We start from the raw sequence: 14,361 nt of genomic DNA, 5'->3' as shown, positions 1-14,361 counted from the left end.
AGGGCCTCGGGGGCGGGCGAAGGGCGCGGGGGGAGGCGAGGGAAAGGCGAGGGGGAGGCGAGGGGGAGGTGCCGGGAAGGCGCCGAGAAGGCGCCGAGAAGGCGCCGGGAGCCGCCGGACGGGCGTGGGCCGGGGCCGGCCTGGGCGCGGTTCGGGCGCGGCCGGGGTTGCCGGGTGCGGAGCCGCGGTGCGGAGCCGCGGTGCGGAGTACGGACCGGGAGTGGCGGGTTCGGACCGGGGGTGCGGAGTGCGGACCGGGGTGCGGTGTGCGGACCGGCCGCGGGCGGAGTTCACCGGCCCGGGTCGGGGGAGGGGGTGGCGCCGGGGTGGTTCTCCTCGGGCAGGTGTCTGCTCACCTCGGCCGTCGTGAGGCCCAGACCGCCCAGGCGGATGGCGTCCCAGGCCTGGAGGTGGCGGGTGTCCCGGTCGAAGTAGAGGATCGACGCCTCGATGGGGTCGGGGTGGTCGTCCTCGACGGCACGCAGCCCGCTGCCGCCGGTGGAGCCCTCGATGCGCAGCCGGGTGCCGTACGTGAGCACTTCCATCTCCTGGTGGTGCAGATGCCCGGCCAGGACCAGCGGGACCTCGCCGTCGGTCGCGCGGGCCGCGGACGGCTCGTGGGCGACGGCCACGTCGACGGGAGTGCCCGCCGCCCGCTGGTCGCGCAGCGCCGAGGCGAGGCGGGCGCCGGCCAGTTCCTCGGAGGCCTCCGCCCCGGGCTTCGAGGAGCGGTCCGGCGTGAACTGCGGGTCGCCGATGCCCGCGAAGCGCAGGCCCCCGACGGTCCTGGCCCGGCCGTCGTCGAGGACGTGCACGTTCCTCAGGCCCTCCAGGTAGCGCTGGGTGCCGCGGGAGTCGTGGTTGCCGCGGACCCAGACGTAGGGCGCTCCGAGATCCTCGATCGGGTCGAGGAAGCCGTTCTCGGCGGCGGTGCCGTGGTCCATGGTGTCGCCCGAGTCGACGATGACGTCGACCCTGTACTGCTCCACCAGCGAGGCGATGATCTTCCAGGCGGCCGGGTTGAGGTGGATGTCCGACACGTGCAGGACCCGGATGGTGCCGGGGTCGGGCGCGTAGGCGGGGAGCGTGGAGGTGGCGTCGTAGAGCTTGGTGACGTTGGTGACCAGGCGGGCCAGTTCCTGCTGGTAGACGTCGAACTCGGTGACGATGCTGCGCGCGTTGCCGACCAGCGAGGGCGCCGAGGTGAGCAGGCCGGAGAAGCGGGGCTCCAGAACGGACTTGGGGTTCCAGGTGGCGTACGCCGTCGCTCCCGAGGCCGCGAGCAGGGTGAGGGCGAGACCGCCGGCGGCCAGGGCGCGGCGCGGACGCCGGTAGACGACCAGGCCGAGGGCGGTGGCACCGGAGACGACGGCCACGCCGGAGCGCACCGCCAGCTCCCGCGCCCCGCGGGCGACGTCCTGGTCGACCTCGTCCTGGAGTCCGGACAGCCGCTCCGGATGGTCCACCAGGGCCTGGGAGCGGACGGGGTCGAGCTGGTCGACGTTGACGTCGAGGCGGACGGGTGCGACGTGGCTGTCCATGTCCAGCGCGCCGAGCGGCGACACGTTGATCTTCGTGCCGCCGGTGAGGGAGGGGCGCAGCGCCATGGTCGTGTCCATCGGTCCGACCGGGACCCGGACGTTCCCGACGACGAGCAGGCCCAGCCAGGCGCCGGCCAGGACGACGGTGAGCAGGCCGAGGGCGCGTATCCAGGGGTGGGAGCGGGCGCCGAGTTCCAGCCGGGGCGGGCGGCCGGTGCGGCGGCGAGGGGCGGTGACGCGGAGCATTGGGCTCGTATGCCCCGGGCCGTCGGGCCGTATGCGCCGGCGGCCGCGCGGAGCCACGGCAGGGTTCCGGGGGGAGCCGCGGGGCGGCCGGGCGGGACCGGGGGGCGGCCGATGACCGGACAGAATCCGCCACGAGCAGGCGAGCAGGCGAGCAGGCGAGCAGGCGAGCAGGCGAGGAGGGGGCGGAACGTGCGGCAGGCACGGCAGGCACGGCGGGCACGGCGGGGGCCGTAGGGGCTGTCGGCAGCGGTGGCAGCGGTGGCGGGGGTCGCAGGGGTCGCGGGGAGCGGAGGAGCGGCGCAGCAGAGGGCGCACGGCGTGCGGGCGGGCCGCAGGAGGGTGCGGGGCGGGGGCCGTGCCGGACAATGGCCGTGTGCTGGAGATGACGCGCGAGGAGTTCGAGGAACTGGTCGCGGAGGCGCTGGACCGCATCCCGCCGGAGCTGACGCGGCTGATGGACAACGTCGCGGTGTTCGTCGAGGACGAGCCGCCCGCCGACGATCCGGAGCTGCTCGGGCTGTACGAGGGGACGCCGTTGACCGAGCGCGGCGAGTGGTACGCCGGGGTGCTGCCGGACCGGATCACGGTCTACCGGGGTCCGACGCTGCGGATGTGCGACACGCGGGAGGACGTGGTCGCGGAGACCGAGATCACCGTGGTGCACGAGATCGCCCACCACTTCGGCATCGACGACGCCCGGCTGCACGCGCTGGGCTACGGCTGAGCCGCGCCTGCCGCCGCCCGCGTGTCCTCATGCGGGCGGCGGTAGTTGGGCAGCGTGACGTGTCGCCGTGCCCCCGGAGGTGGCTGCCGTGCGCCCCTTGTACGTTCCCGTCCGCCTGGCCGCCACGGTGGTGGCCGTGGCGGCCGCCGCCGGCTGCATGAGCGTGGGTGACGACGACGGCAGGCGGGCCCGGCCCGACCACTCGGCGGACGACCGCGGCGGCGACGCGCAGGACGCCGCCGTGCCGGTGCCGGGCGGGGGCGGCGCAGAGTACGGCGGTACGGCGGGCGGCGCGCGGGATCCGCGGCCCAAGGGCGGCGGCTCGGCGGAGCCCAGCGTGTCGGCGTCGCCGTCCGTCACGCCGTCCGGCAGCGCGAGCCCGTCCGTGCCGGTGTCCGCCCGCACGGTACGGCCCGACCAGCCGGGCGTGCCGGCGCCGACCCGGGTGGAGCCGACCCCGACGCGGACGGAGCCCTCGCCCGAGCCGCCGCCCCCGGCCTCGCCCGAGCCGCCGCCCCCTTCGCCCACGCCGACCGAGGCGGAGCCGTCGTCGTCGGCGCACCCGGACCCCGGACCGCAGCTGGAGCAGCGTGAACCGGCGCCGGTGGCGGGGACGCCGGCGTAGCGGCGTGGACGCGGAGACCAGGGGCCGGGCGGCGCGGGACGGGGGCGGGAGCTGTCGGCGGATATGGCCCGCGGGTGCTGTCGCCGGGGCGCTGTCGCGGGGCCCGCGACCTGCGCGGGACGGGACCGGTTTGCGTTCCGGGGTGGTGGGTGCGTATGGTGGTAGATCGTTTGATCCCATTTGCCCGGCGCCACCACAGAGCGCGCCGTGTGGCGCGTACTCTCCTTTGCCGTGGCGGACCGCATTGAGGCGGTCGTGTGCGAATCACGGAGTTGACGGGCGCGTGCCGATGAGACTCCGGAAGGTTTCGCATACGCATGTCCATTTCCAGCACTGATCACACCGTCCTGCCCGAGAACCTGACCGAGGGCGACGTCGTCGAGGCCGAGGCCTCCGACGCCCCCGAGATCACGTTCGCGGACCTCGGTCTGCCCGAGGGCGTCGTGCGCAAGCTCGCCCAGAACGGCGTGACGGTCCCCTTCCCGATCCAGGCCGCGACCATCCCGGACGCCCTCGCCGGCAAGGACATCCTCGGCCGGGGCCGCACCGGCTCCGGCAAGACCCTGTCCTTCGGTCTGCCGGCCCTCGCCCAGCTGGCCGGCGGCCGCACCGACAAGAAGCGCCCGCGCGCGGTCATCATGACCCCGACCCGCGAGCTGGCGATGCAGGTCGCCGACGCCCTCCAGCCGTACGGCGACGTGCTCGGCCTGAAGATGAAGGTCGTCTGCGGCGGTACGTCCATGGGCAACCAGATCTACGCCCTGGAGAGGGGCGTCGACATCCTGGTCGCCACGCCGGGCCGGCTGCGCGACATCATCAACCGCGGCGCCTGCTCCCTGGAGGACGTGCAGATCGCCGTCCTCGACGAGGCCGACCAGATGTCCGACCTGGGCTTCCTGCCGGAGGTCACCGAACTGCTGGACCAGGTTCCGGCGGGCGGCCAGCGGATGCTGTTCTCCGCGACGATGGAGAACGAGATCCAGACCCTCGTCGACCGCTACCTCAACGACCCCGTCTCGCACGAGGTGGACGCGGCGCAGGGCGCGGTCACGACGATGTCCCACCACATCTTCATCGTGAAGCCCAAGGACAAGGCGCCGGTCACCGCCGCGATCGCCTCCCGCAAGGGCCGCACGATCATCTTCGTCCGCACCCAGCTGGGCGCCGACCGTGTCGCCGAGCAGCTGCGCGAGGCGGGCGTGAAGGCCGACGCGCTGCACGGTGGCATGACCCAGGGCGCGCGCACCCGCACCCTGGCCGACTTCAAGGACGGCTACGTCAACGTCCTGGTCGCCACCGACGTCGCGGCCCGCGGCATCCACGTCGACGGCATCGACCTCGTCATGAACGTCGACCCGGCCGGCGACCACAAGGACTACCTGCACCGCGCCGGACGTACCGCCCGCGCGGGCCGCACCGGCACCGTGGTGTCCCTGGCGCTGCCGCACCAGCGCCGCCAGATCTTCCGTCTGATGGAGGACGCGGGCGTCGACGCCTCGCGCCACATCATCCAGGGCGGCGGCGCCTTCGACCCCGAGGTCGCCGACATCACCGGCGCCCGTTCGATGACCGAGGTCCAGGCCGAGTCGGCCGGCAACGCCGCCTCACAGGCCGAGCGCGACGTGACCCACCTGGCGAAGCAGCTGGAGCGTGCCCAGCGCCGCGCCACCGAGCTGCGCGAGGAGGCCGACCGTCTGCTGGCCCGCCTCGCCCGTGAGCGTGGCGAGGACCCGGAGGCCGTGGTCGCCGCCGCGGCGGTGGTCGAGTCCGCCGCGCCCGAGGGCGCCGAGTCCGGCGTGTCCGAGGCCGTGGTCCCGGAGCAGCCGGCCGCGCAGGACACCGACCGCATCGCCCGCGAGGACCGCCCGGCGGCCTCCGCGCCGTACGAGCGCCGCGAGCGCCGTGACGACCGCGGTGACCGGGGTGACCGGGGTGGCCGTTCCTTCGGCCGGGACGACCGTCGTGACGACCGGGGCGGCCGTCCGTTCGACCGGGACCGTGGCGCGCGTTCCTTCGACCGTCGTGACGACCGGGGTGACCGGGGCGGTTTCAACCGCGACCGTGACCGGGACCGTGGCGCCCGTTCCTTCGACCGCCGTGACGACCGCGGTGACCGGGGTGACCGGGGTGGCCGTTCCTTCGGCCGGGACGACCGTCGTGACGACCGGGGCGGCCGTCCGTTCGACCGGGACCGTGGCGCGCGTTCCTTCGACCGTCGTGACGACCGGGGTGACCGGGGCGGTTTCAACCGCGACCGTGACCGGGACCGTGGCGCCCGTTCCTTCGACCGCCGTGACGACCGCGGTGACCGCGGCGGCTTCAACCGCGACCGTGACGACCGGGGCGGCTTCCGCCGTGACGACCGCGGCGGCCACCGGGGCAGCGACCGCCCGTACAACCGCGACCGCCAGGGCGACCGCCCCGGCTTCCGCTCCGGCGGCCACGAGCGCCCCTACGGCCGCCGTGACGACCACCGTGGCTCCGGCTCCTTCGGCCGCCGCGAGGACAAGCCGCGCTGGAAGCGCAACGGCTGACGCCGACTGAGCACCACAGCGACCGCACCCGCGGCCGACCGCAGAGGGCCCGTACGGCACATCCGTACGGGCCCTCGCCCGTGCCCGCCCGGCACGCCCCCCGCCCGCCGCGGCCCGGCACGGCCCGCCGCGGCCCGACGCCCGCCCCACCACTCCGACAGCCCCGACAGCCCCGACAGCCCCGGCACGGCCCCACCCGAACCCGACCGCCCCGAACCGGTCGATCCCCGGCCTTTCCCCGGCCGACATGGCCGGGTCGCGCCCTACCCGATCGGAGACCCGGCCACGTCCGGCTATGCTCGGGTGGGCAACATCGCCAGGGCCCTTAGCTCAATTGGCAGAGCAGTGGACTTTTAATCCATTGGTTGTGGGTTCGAGTCCCACAGGGCCTACGGGTGCGGGGGAGGGGAAACCCCTTCTGACCTGCTACGCAGCGCTCGGGTCGGCTTCGGTCGGGTCGGGCGCTGTGGCGTTTTCGGGGTTCTGCGTGAGCGATGCGTGAGCGGATGTTCGGGATTCCCGCGCGTCGGTGCCTGCGCAACAGCTGGTCGGGGATCTGCGTGGCCGCCGGCACGCCGGTGACCACCCCGTTGTGTGAGGCTCACTGGATCTACGGTACGAGCGCGAGACGCACACAGCGGTGGCGGCAAGGGGGCGGTCATGGACGCAGCTGGGGAAACACTCCAAGCCGTCTTCTTCGTCGGAATCGCGGGATCGCTCAAGTCCGACGTTTGCCCAGGCGACGTGGTGGTTGCCCGTGAGGTGTATGCCTACCACGGGGGCAAGGAGAGTCCGGAAGGGTTCAAGGGGCGCCCGCGCAGCTGGGAAACTGCCCATCCGCTCCAGCAGGTGGCCATGTACGTCCACAGCGTGGATGAATGGCGGGGAGCCCTGTCGGAGGCGGAACGAGCCACGACCAAGGTGCACTTCAAACCCATCGCGGCGGGCGACCTCGTGCTGGACGCTCCGGCCGAGTCGCCGTCACGAGTCCACTTGGACCGGAACTTCAACGACGCCGTAGCTGTGGAGAGGGAAGGTGCGGGTTTCGCCAACGCCGCGACCAAGGCGGGGGTCCCCTTCCTTCTGGTCCGGGGGATCAGTGACTTGGCGAACGGAACCAAGCGGAGCACCGACGATGCCGGCATGCAGGAAACCGCAGCGCAGCACGCGGCTCTCCTCCTGACGGAAGTGATCACCAAGTTCAAACCCTCGAACGCAGCAGCCCTGCCGAAGGCGCTTTCTCGTCGAGACCTTGACGATCTTCTCTACGAGTGGGGAGCGGCTGTCAGCGTGGCGGGAGCCGGGGTGGATCACTGGGACGCCGCAAGTGTGGCGGCGGGGCGGCACGGTCGACCGAAGCGGGCGCATTTCTGCTCGAACCCTGGGGGGAGCCATCCGCCGCTCAGCAGGCGAGGATGCGCGGGAAACGCGGTGATGGCGGCGACAGCGAAGGCGAGGGACGCCCATGGTGTGTGCACCATCGTCGTCACCTGCTGGCCGCGCGTATTGACGAAGCTCGTCTGGAACGTAGCAACGCTCACGAGGTCGATCGCGCTGAGGGCCTTCCAGTCCAGTTCAAGCCCGATCGTGCTGCTCGCAAAGTGCAGCTTCTGACAGGTGATCGTCACCTCTCCCGGGCCATCGACCATCCATCGCGGTTGGGCGTCACGTGCTGCCCGGCGCCGCCTGGCAGAGTTGCCGACAGCGGAACCCACAAGGCTCCCGATGACGAACGCGGGACTGCCGACGGCGACCACATTGCTGTGCTGGTAGCCCCCGTTGCCCAGGGCTCGCCAGGTCGAACGCTGACCGGGACCGACAGCAAGGGCACGGTCGCCACGCTCCAGTCGCGCTGTCGTGGCGATCAACGGACGGTGAGCCAGACCACCTGTCATGAGATCCGCGACGATCTCGCATGAGTGCCACAGATGGTCGTCCAGGGACGACCACACCGGAGGGTTCACGTGCCCTGGTGGCGGCGCGAAGGGGTTGGCCTCTGTCACGCTGGGGGTCCGTTTCCCGAGGACACTCGATCACTTGGCGCGATCGAGTGTAGCCAGAGGGCTCCTCAGTCGGCAGAGACTCTACGGATCTTGCCACCGTGGCTGATCCTCGTGTTCGACGGTACGAGCGAGGCAGAAGGCGCACCTCCTCTTGGCCGCTACCGGCAACGCTGACGCCGTCAGACCACCCGCTCTGGTCTCAGTCTTGGTCTGATTCGCCCCCGTCCGGAGCCGTCCGAACCGCCCACCATCACCCTCTCCGTCGCAGGTCAGAACGCCCCCGTCCCTCGGGGAGAGGATGAGCGGTGAGCACATCCTACGGAGAGGTCGGGACGGCCATGACGACGAAGAGCAGACGACTGGTGGGCGGGATTCTCTCCTTGCTCGCCTTCATCGCCGCCGTGTACGGATTCGGCACCGCGCAGGCGAGCGGCTCCGTCGGGTCGGCTGTTGTCGTGGTGCTGCTCGCCGGAACGGGTTGGTACCGGGTCCGGAGTGCACGGAACGAGTGACGGCAGCCCAGGGCCGGCTGTCGCATCGTGCTGAACCTGTGCGAGGTGCCTTCGCAGCAGGGCCTTGAACGGGTCGACCTTTCTGGGTGCCGCGAGTGCGGCTGACGGGCAGGACCGCCAGACAGGTGCGAGCGCTGGTCGACCGGGTCGGCGCGGGGCGCAGGCTGACCCGGACCGGCCGGGTGACGCTTGAGTGGCTCGGACTCCGGGCCGCCACGGAGTTCCCCCCTGACCGTTTCGCGCCGGACCAGGCCAACGCGCGACTGCTGAGCCTCACGGCACCTTGAAGGGCATGGAGGACGAGCCGTCCAGCCAGGCCGCCCTTCGCGGCCCACCCTGGTAAGGGGGCTGATACCAGGACTTGCCCCGCGCGGTCCGGCCGGACCGCGCGGGGAAGTTGCGGAGAGCCGGCCCGCTGCGGCAGGCGTAGGACGCGCCCCGGGGCTTGCCCCGCTCTTCGGGGTGTCAGACGGCCGCTGCGGCCGGTTCGCCCGCGGTGTCGGTGTGGCTCAGGGCGGCGAGGTACCGCTCGGCGTCCAGGGCCGCCGCGCAGCCGGAACCGGCCGCGGTGATCGCCTGCCGGTAGGTGTGGTCGACCACGTCGCCGGCGCCGAAGACGCCGGGGAGGTTCGTGCGGGTGGAGGGGGAGGCGACCTTCAGGTATCCCTCGTCGTCGAGGTCGAGCTGGCCGGTGACCAGGTCGGTGCGGGGGTCGTGGCCGATGGCGACGAACAGGCCGGTGGCCGCCTGGCGGGAGGTCTCGCCGGTGTTCGTGTCGCGCAGGGTGAGTCCGGCGAGCTTGCCGCCGCCCTCGTGGATCTCGGCGACCTCGCGGTTGAAGGCGAAGGAGATCTTCGGGTCGGCGAACGCGCGGTCCTGCATGGTCCTGGAGGCCCGCAGGGTGCCTCGGCGGTGGACGACGGTCACGGAGCGGGCGAAGCGGGAGAGGAACGTGGCCTCCTCCATCGCGGTGTCTCCGCCGCCGACCACGACGATGTCGTGCTCGCGGAAGAAGAAGCCGTCGCAGGTCGCGCAGTACGACACGCCCCGGCCGGAGAGCCGGTCCTCGCCCGGCAGGTTCAGCTTGCGGTGCTGCGAGCCGGTGGCCACGATGACGGCCTTCGCCCGGTGGACGGTGCCGGCGCTGTCGGTGACGGTCTTGACGGTGCCGGTGAGGTCGGCCTCGACGACGTCGTCCGCGACCAGTTCGGCGCCGAAGCGCTCGGCCTGGGCCCGCATGTCGTCCATCAGCTCCGGACCCATGATGCCGTCGCGGAAGCCGGGGAAGTTCTCCACCTCGGTCGTCTGCACCAGCGCGCCGCCCGCCGTGACGGCGCCCTCGAAGACCAGGGGGCTCAGCGAGGCGCGGGCGGTGTAGAGGGCGGCGGTGTATCCGGCGGGGCCGGAGCCGATGACGATGACGTTGCGGACGTCCCCGGTCGTCTCGATCGCCCCGTTCACGCGCGGCGCTCCGGCGCGATCTCCTTGATCAGGCCCTCGACCAGCACCTTGATCTCGTCCCGGATCGGGCGGACGGCCTCGACGCCCTGGCCCGCCGGGTCCTCCAGCTGCCAGTCCAGGTACCGCTTGCCGGGGAAGACGGGGCAGGTGTCGCCGCAGCCCATGGTGATGCAGACGTCCGACTCCCGGACGGCGTCGACGGTGAGCATCTTCGGTACCTCGGCGGAGATGTCGATGCCGACCTCGGCCATGGCCTGAACGGCGGCCGGGTTGACGCCCGCTCCCGGGTCGGAGCCGGCGGAGCGGACCTCGACACGGTCCCCGGCCAGGTGGGTCAGCCACGCGGCGGCCATCTGGGAGCGGCCGGCGTTGTGGACGCAGACGAACAGCACGGAGGGCTTGTCGGGCATCGGGGTTCTCTCTTGTCGCACGACGGCATCAGGCGCGCAGGACTCGGCACCCGGTGGTGTCAGCCACCACTGATATGACAGTATCAGCACATGATGACGTCAGTCGACACTGATCTGATCCGGGTGCTGGCCGACCCGCTCAGGCTCCGGATCGTGACTCTGCTCGCCCGGGAGACGCTGTGCACCACCCACCTCGTGGAGGAGACCGGTGCCCGGCAGACCAACCTCTCCAACCACCTGAGAGTGCTGCGCGAGGCCGGGGTCGTCGAGACGGAGCCGTGCGGCCGGTACACGTACTACAGGCTGCGTCCCGACGTCATCGCCCAGCTCGCCGGCCGGTTCGCCGAACTGGCCGAGTCCGCCCGCGCCGCCGCAGAGAACAAGAGGGCCTGTCCATGACCCCCGCCGAAGCCACCCCGACCGCGGAGTACGCGCCGGCCGATCCCGCACCCGGGACCGTCGCACCCGCCCCGGGCGCCACCCCGCCGCGCACCCCGCTGGTCGCCCGGGCCGCCGCCGAGTTCATCGGCACCGCCCTGCTGGTGGCGGTCGTGGTCGGCTCCGGCATCCAGGCGACCGAACTCACCGAGGACGTCGGCCTGCAGCTGCTGGCCAACTCCACCGCCACCGTCTTCGGACTCGGCATCCTCATCCTGCTCTTCGGCCCGGTCTCCGGCGCGCACTTCAACCCGGTCGTCACCCTGGCCGAGTGGTGGACCGCCCGGCGCGGCGGGGACGGCGTCACACCGCGCGAGGTGGCCGTCTACCTGCCGGCGCAGATCGCCGGCGGGATCGGGGGCGCGATACTGGCGGACGCGATGTTCGGCCGGCCTCTGGTGGAGTGGTCCACCCACGACCGCTCGGCCGGGCACCTGCTGCTCGGCGAGGTGGTCGCGACCGCGGGCCTGATCCTGCTGATCTTCGGCCTGGCCCGCGCCCACCGGCTGCAGTACGCCCCGGTGGCCGTCGCCTCCTACATCGGTGCCGCGTACTGGTTCACCTCCTCCACGTCGTTCGCCAACCCGGCGGTGACCGTCGGCCGCGCCTTCACCGACACCTTCGCGGGCATCGCACCCGGCTCGGTCGCGGGGTTCGTCGGCATGCAACTCGTCGGTGGAGCAGTCGGCCTGGCCCTGGTCGCCCTCGTCTTCATGCCCGGCCGGAAAGCCGCCGGGTGACACACGTACGCCGGACGGGTCGTACGCCCGACGGGTCGCACGCCGGACGGCTTCGCACGTCGGACGGCTCGCGCGCCGGGTGACGCGTACGCCAAGGGGCCGGTACGCCGGGTGACGCGTACCACGAGGAAGGCGCGGGCGTCGGCGGCACGGCCCCAGGAACCGGCCCCCGGCCGGGCGGCCCGGCCGCCCGGCCGCGGTCTGCGCCGTTCAGCCGACGGTGGCGCTGCGGCGCTCGATGAGGACGACGTCCCGCCACCGGCCGTGATGCCGGCCGACGCGTTCGCGCATGCCGACGACGCGGAAGCCGCCCCGCCGGTGCAGCGCGAGGCTGGCGGTGTTCTCGGGGAAGACGCCGGACTGGATGGTCCAGACCCCGGCCGCCTCGGTGGAGGCGATGAGCGCCTTGAGAAGGGCGGAGGCCACTCCGCGCCCACGAGCGCCGGGGTCGACGTACACGGAGTGCTCGACGACCCCGGCGTAGGCGCGGCGGTCGGAGACCTTCGTGACGGCGACCCAGCCGAGCACCGTCCCGTGCCCGTCGAGGGCGACGAACCGGTGCTCGGACGACTTGGCCGCATCGAACGCACGCCAGTCCGGTACCGCCGTCTCGAAGGTGGCGTCGCCCTCGTCGATGCCCGCCTGGTAGATCGCCAGGACCTGACCGGCGTGCTCCGCCGCCATCGGTACGACGCTCGTCCCCGACGCGCCCGCCGCCCCGGCGGCCGTGGCCCCTCGGCCGCCGGTCACCCTCACACCGCCGTCGGCGTCAGGGTCAGCAGCCTGCCCATCGCGGCCAGCACGGACGGTTCCACCCGGTAGTAGACCCAGGTGCCGCGCCGCTCGGAGGTGAGCAGCCCGGCCTCCTTGAGCTTCTTCAGGTGGTGGGAGACGGTCGGCTGGGACACCCCGACGTCGGAGATGTCGCACACGCACGCCTCGCCGCCCTCGTGCGAGGCCACCGCGGAGAACAGCCGCAGACGCACCGGGTCGCCCAGCGCCCTGAACATCCGCGCGGCCGTCTCGGCCTCCCCGGCCGTGAAGGGGCGCTCGGTCAGCGGAGGGCAGCAGGGAGCCGCCGCCCCGGAGGCCTCGGGCTCCAGCAACGGAAGCACCTTGGTGTTCGACATGCATCTATGTTGACATACATCGATCCAGCCTGGCGAGGGGGTGCCGTGACTTTCGATTCGACGTATGTCTATGTTGACGATCGTCTAATCAAGTGCCATCCTGGCCGGACAATACATCGATGAACGTCGAAGCAAAGGGGAACTCCCGTGGCTGAGCCCAGCAACAACGTGCCCGCCGACGACGTGGCCACCGGCAGCGTCCCCGCCGGCAGCGTGCCCGCCGGCCACCGGCTGCCCGTCGTGGTCGTCGGAGCCGGCCCGGTCGGCCTGGCCGCGGCGGCCCGTCTCGTCGAGCGCGGCATCGAACCCCTCGTCCTGGAAGCCGGCCCCGCCGCGGGCAGCGCCGTGCGCGAGTGGTCCCACGTCCGCCTCTTCTCGGCCTGGGGCGAGGTCGTCGACCCGGCCGCCGAGAAGCTCCTCGCCCCGACCGGCTGGGTCCGCCCCGACGCCTCGGCGTATCCGACCGGCGGCGACTGGGCCGAGCGCTACCTTCAGCCCCTCGCCGACACCCTCGGCGACAAGGTCCGCTACGGCACGACGGTCACCGGTGTCGCCCGCGCCGGCCGCGACCGCGTCGTGGACGCCGGGCGCGACGGGCAGCCCTTCACCGTGCACGTCCGGTCCGCCGACGGCCACGAGGAGCGGATCACGGCACGCGCCGTCATCGACGCCACCGGCACCTGGTCCGTCCCGGGCCCGATGGGCGCGGACGGCCTGCCCGCCCTCGGCGAGAAGGCGGCCGCCGACCGCATCTCCTACCGCGTCCCGGACGTGGGGGACCCGGACGTACGCGCCCGTTACGCGGGCCGGCGCACCGCCGTCGTCGGCTCCGGCGCCTCCGCCTTCACCGCCCTGGCCCTCCTCGCCGCCCTCGCGAAGGAGGAGGACGGCGACGGCACGCACGCGGTGTGGATCCTGCGCCGCGGCATCGGCGCGAACACCTACGGCGGCGGCGAGGCGGATCAGCTCCCCGCCCGGGGTGCCCTGGGCCTGCGCGCCAAGGAAGCCGTCGAGGCCGGCCACGCGAGTGCGGTCACCGGCTTCCGTACACAGGCTGTGGAACGCGACGGCGACCGGCTCGTCCTCGTCGCCGAGGACGGCCGCCGCCTCGACCCCGTCGACGAGGTCATCGTCCTGACCGGCTTCCGTCCCGACCTGTCCTTCCTGTCCGAACTGCGGCTCGGCCTCGACGAGCGCCTCCAGGCGCCCACCGCCCTGGCGCCGCTGATCGACCCCAACGTCCACTCCTGCGGCACCGTCTACCCGCACGGGGTGAACGAGCTCTCCCACCCCGAGCAGGGCCTCTACCTGACCGGCATGAAGTCCTACGGCCGCGCGCCCACGTTCCTCGCCATGACCGGCTACGAGCAGGTCCGCTCCGTCACCGCCGCCATCGCGGGCGACCGGGAGGCCGCCGAGCGCGTGGAACTGACCCTGCCGGAGACCGGTGTGTGCGGCGGCGCGGGCCTGTTCGACGAGCCGGAGAGCGCCGAGCAGTCCGGCGGCGGATGCTGCGCCGCCCCCGCCACCCTGCAGATCGGCAACGCCGGTGCCGGTGCCGGTGCCGGTGCCGGCGCCGGTGCCGGTGCCGGTGGCGGTGCCGGTGCCGGTGCCGGTGGCGGTGCCGGTGCCGGTGCCGGTGGCGGTGCCGGTGGCGGCGCCGGCCTCACGACGCCCTCGTCCGGCACGCCGGAGGCGCAGGAACCGGGCGCCGCAGGCGGCTGTTGCTGACCGCCGGCGGTCACGTCCCCGTCCCCGTCCCCCTGCCGCCCCCCCCGATGCCACGCCGACGACGGGGTCCTCGTGACGGCTGTCCGGCGCCGCGCCCATCGTCCAGCCGCCCCGCACGCCCGGCCGCACGCCCGGCCGCACGCCCTCCCGGCCGGCCTCCCGGCACCGGCGGCACCCACGGCCACGGAGCCCGCCCGGAACAGGCGCGCCGCGGGCAGGCCCTCGGCCGGCCCCGGGCGACGGGACGCCGACGTGCGGCGCCCACC

Annotated in this window: 13 protein-coding genes and 1 tRNA gene; 9 read left to right on the top strand and 5 right to left on the bottom strand. The window is 73.2% G+C overall.

Annotated elements, in window-relative coordinates:
• Window positions 1–290 precede the first annotated feature (290 nt).
• Window positions 291–1,787 (bottom strand): metallophosphoesterase family protein, encoded by a 1,497-nt coding sequence (locus tag AC5K6T_RS23940; protein ID WP_493212035.1) that lies wholly within the window; start codon window positions 1,785–1,787, stop codon window positions 291–293.
• Between the two features lie 373 nt (window positions 1,788–2,160).
• Between AC5K6T_RS23940 and AC5K6T_RS23935 the strand changes: the two genes are divergently transcribed.
• From AC5K6T_RS23935 to AC5K6T_RS23910, 6 genes are all read left to right on the top strand, one after another.
• Window positions 2,161–2,511, top strand: a complete 351-nt coding sequence (locus tag AC5K6T_RS23935) for a metallopeptidase family protein (RefSeq protein WP_493212034.1) — start codon at window positions 2,161–2,163, stop codon at window positions 2,509–2,511.
• Between the two features lie 88 nt (window positions 2,512–2,599).
• Complete coding sequence (locus AC5K6T_RS23930) at window positions 2,600–3,136, top strand: hypothetical protein (protein WP_493212032.1); 537 nt, start codon at window positions 2,600–2,602, stop codon at window positions 3,134–3,136.
• Between the two features lie 317 nt (window positions 3,137–3,453).
• A complete protein-coding gene (locus AC5K6T_RS23925) occupies window positions 3,454–5,670 on the top strand; it encodes a DEAD/DEAH box helicase (protein ID WP_493212030.1) in 2,217 nt (738 codons plus the stop codon).
• Between the two features lie 319 nt (window positions 5,671–5,989).
• A tRNA-Lys gene (locus AC5K6T_RS23920) sits at window positions 5,990–6,062 on the top strand.
• 268 nt (window positions 6,063–6,330) lie between these two features.
• Window positions 6,331–7,284, top strand: a complete 954-nt coding sequence (locus AC5K6T_RS23915; RefSeq protein ID WP_493212028.1) for a 5'-methylthioadenosine/S-adenosylhomocysteine nucleosidase family protein — start codon at window positions 6,331–6,333, stop codon at window positions 7,282–7,284.
• 694 nt (window positions 7,285–7,978) lie between these two features.
• On the top strand, window positions 7,979–8,185 hold the full coding sequence (locus AC5K6T_RS23910; protein ID WP_493212027.1) for a hypothetical protein: 207 nt from the start codon (window positions 7,979–7,981) through the stop codon (window positions 8,183–8,185).
• A gap of 465 nt (window positions 8,186–8,650) precedes the next feature.
• On the opposite strand, the gene trxB is transcribed toward AC5K6T_RS23910, so the two are convergent.
• Both trxB and AC5K6T_RS23900 read right to left on the bottom strand, forming a co-directional pair.
• Window positions 8,651–9,634, bottom strand: a complete 984-nt coding sequence (gene trxB / locus AC5K6T_RS23905; RefSeq protein ID WP_493212210.1) for a thioredoxin-disulfide reductase — start codon at window positions 9,632–9,634, stop codon at window positions 8,651–8,653.
• 8 nt (window positions 9,635–9,642) lie between these two features.
• Window positions 9,643–10,056: an arsenate reductase ArsC gene (locus tag AC5K6T_RS23900; RefSeq protein ID WP_493212026.1), complete on the bottom strand. Its 414-nt coding sequence runs from the start codon at window positions 10,054–10,056 to the stop codon at window positions 9,643–9,645.
• 90 nt (window positions 10,057–10,146) lie between these two features.
• On the opposite strand from AC5K6T_RS23900, the gene AC5K6T_RS23895 reads away from it, so the two are divergent.
• Both AC5K6T_RS23895 and AC5K6T_RS23890 read left to right on the top strand, forming a co-directional pair.
• Window positions 10,147–10,455 (top strand): ArsR/SmtB family transcription factor, encoded by a 309-nt coding sequence (locus AC5K6T_RS23895; RefSeq protein WP_493212024.1) that lies wholly within the window; start codon window positions 10,147–10,149, stop codon window positions 10,453–10,455.
• Entirely contained in the window at window positions 10,452–11,234 is a 783-nt protein-coding gene (locus tag AC5K6T_RS23890) for an aquaporin (protein WP_493212022.1), read from the top strand. Before AC5K6T_RS23895 ends, AC5K6T_RS23890 begins: the two co-directional genes overlap by 4 nt.
• 210 nt (window positions 11,235–11,444) lie before the next feature.
• On the opposite strand, the gene AC5K6T_RS23885 is transcribed toward AC5K6T_RS23890, so the two are convergent.
• Window positions 11,445–11,918: a GNAT family N-acetyltransferase gene (locus tag AC5K6T_RS23885; RefSeq protein ID WP_493212021.1), complete on the bottom strand. Its 474-nt coding sequence runs from the start codon at window positions 11,916–11,918 to the stop codon at window positions 11,445–11,447.
• Window positions 11,919–11,986: 68 nt separating this feature from the next.
• Window positions 11,987–12,364: an ArsR/SmtB family transcription factor gene (locus AC5K6T_RS23880; protein WP_493212019.1), complete on the bottom strand. Its 378-nt coding sequence runs from the start codon at window positions 12,362–12,364 to the stop codon at window positions 11,987–11,989.
• Window positions 12,365–12,547: 183 nt separating this feature from the next.
• Between AC5K6T_RS23880 and AC5K6T_RS23875 the strand changes: the two genes are divergently transcribed.
• On the top strand, window positions 12,548–14,095 hold the full coding sequence (locus tag AC5K6T_RS23875) for an NAD(P)-binding domain-containing protein (protein ID WP_493212208.1): 1,548 nt from the start codon (window positions 12,548–12,550) through the stop codon (window positions 14,093–14,095).
• The last annotated feature ends 266 nt before the right edge of the window (window positions 14,096–14,361 follow it).

It is taken from the genome of Streptomyces sp. B8-7 (genome assembly GCF_058833805.1).
Note: the sequence above shows the minus strand (reverse complement) of the source record. Positions and strands in the feature narration are given on the sequence as shown.

Excerpts from the sequence above, each read along its gene's own strand:
- AC5K6T_RS23940 (WP_493212035.1), bottom strand. The coding sequence starts at position 1,787 with ATGCTCCGCGTCACCGCCCCTCGCCGCCGCACCGGCCGCCCGCCCCGG.
- AC5K6T_RS23925 (WP_493212030.1), top strand. The coding sequence starts at position 3,454 with ATGTCCATTTCCAGCACTGATCACACCGTCCTGCCCGAGAACCTGACC.
- AC5K6T_RS23885 (WP_493212021.1), bottom strand. The coding sequence starts at position 11,918 with ATGGCGGCGGAGCACGCCGGTCAGGTCCTGGCGATCTACCAGGCGGGC.
- AC5K6T_RS23900 (WP_493212026.1), bottom strand. The coding sequence starts at position 10,056 with ATGCCCGACAAGCCCTCCGTGCTGTTCGTCTGCGTCCACAACGCCGGC.
- AC5K6T_RS23890 (WP_493212022.1), top strand. The coding sequence starts at position 10,452 with ATGACCCCCGCCGAAGCCACCCCGACCGCGGAGTACGCGCCGGCCGAT.
- AC5K6T_RS23915 (WP_493212028.1), top strand. The coding sequence starts at position 6,331 with ATGGACGCAGCTGGGGAAACACTCCAAGCCGTCTTCTTCGTCGGAATC.
- AC5K6T_RS23895 (WP_493212024.1), top strand. The coding sequence starts at position 10,147 with ATGATGACGTCAGTCGACACTGATCTGATCCGGGTGCTGGCCGACCCG.
- AC5K6T_RS23880 (WP_493212019.1), bottom strand. The coding sequence starts at position 12,364 with ATGTCGAACACCAAGGTGCTTCCGTTGCTGGAGCCCGAGGCCTCCGGG.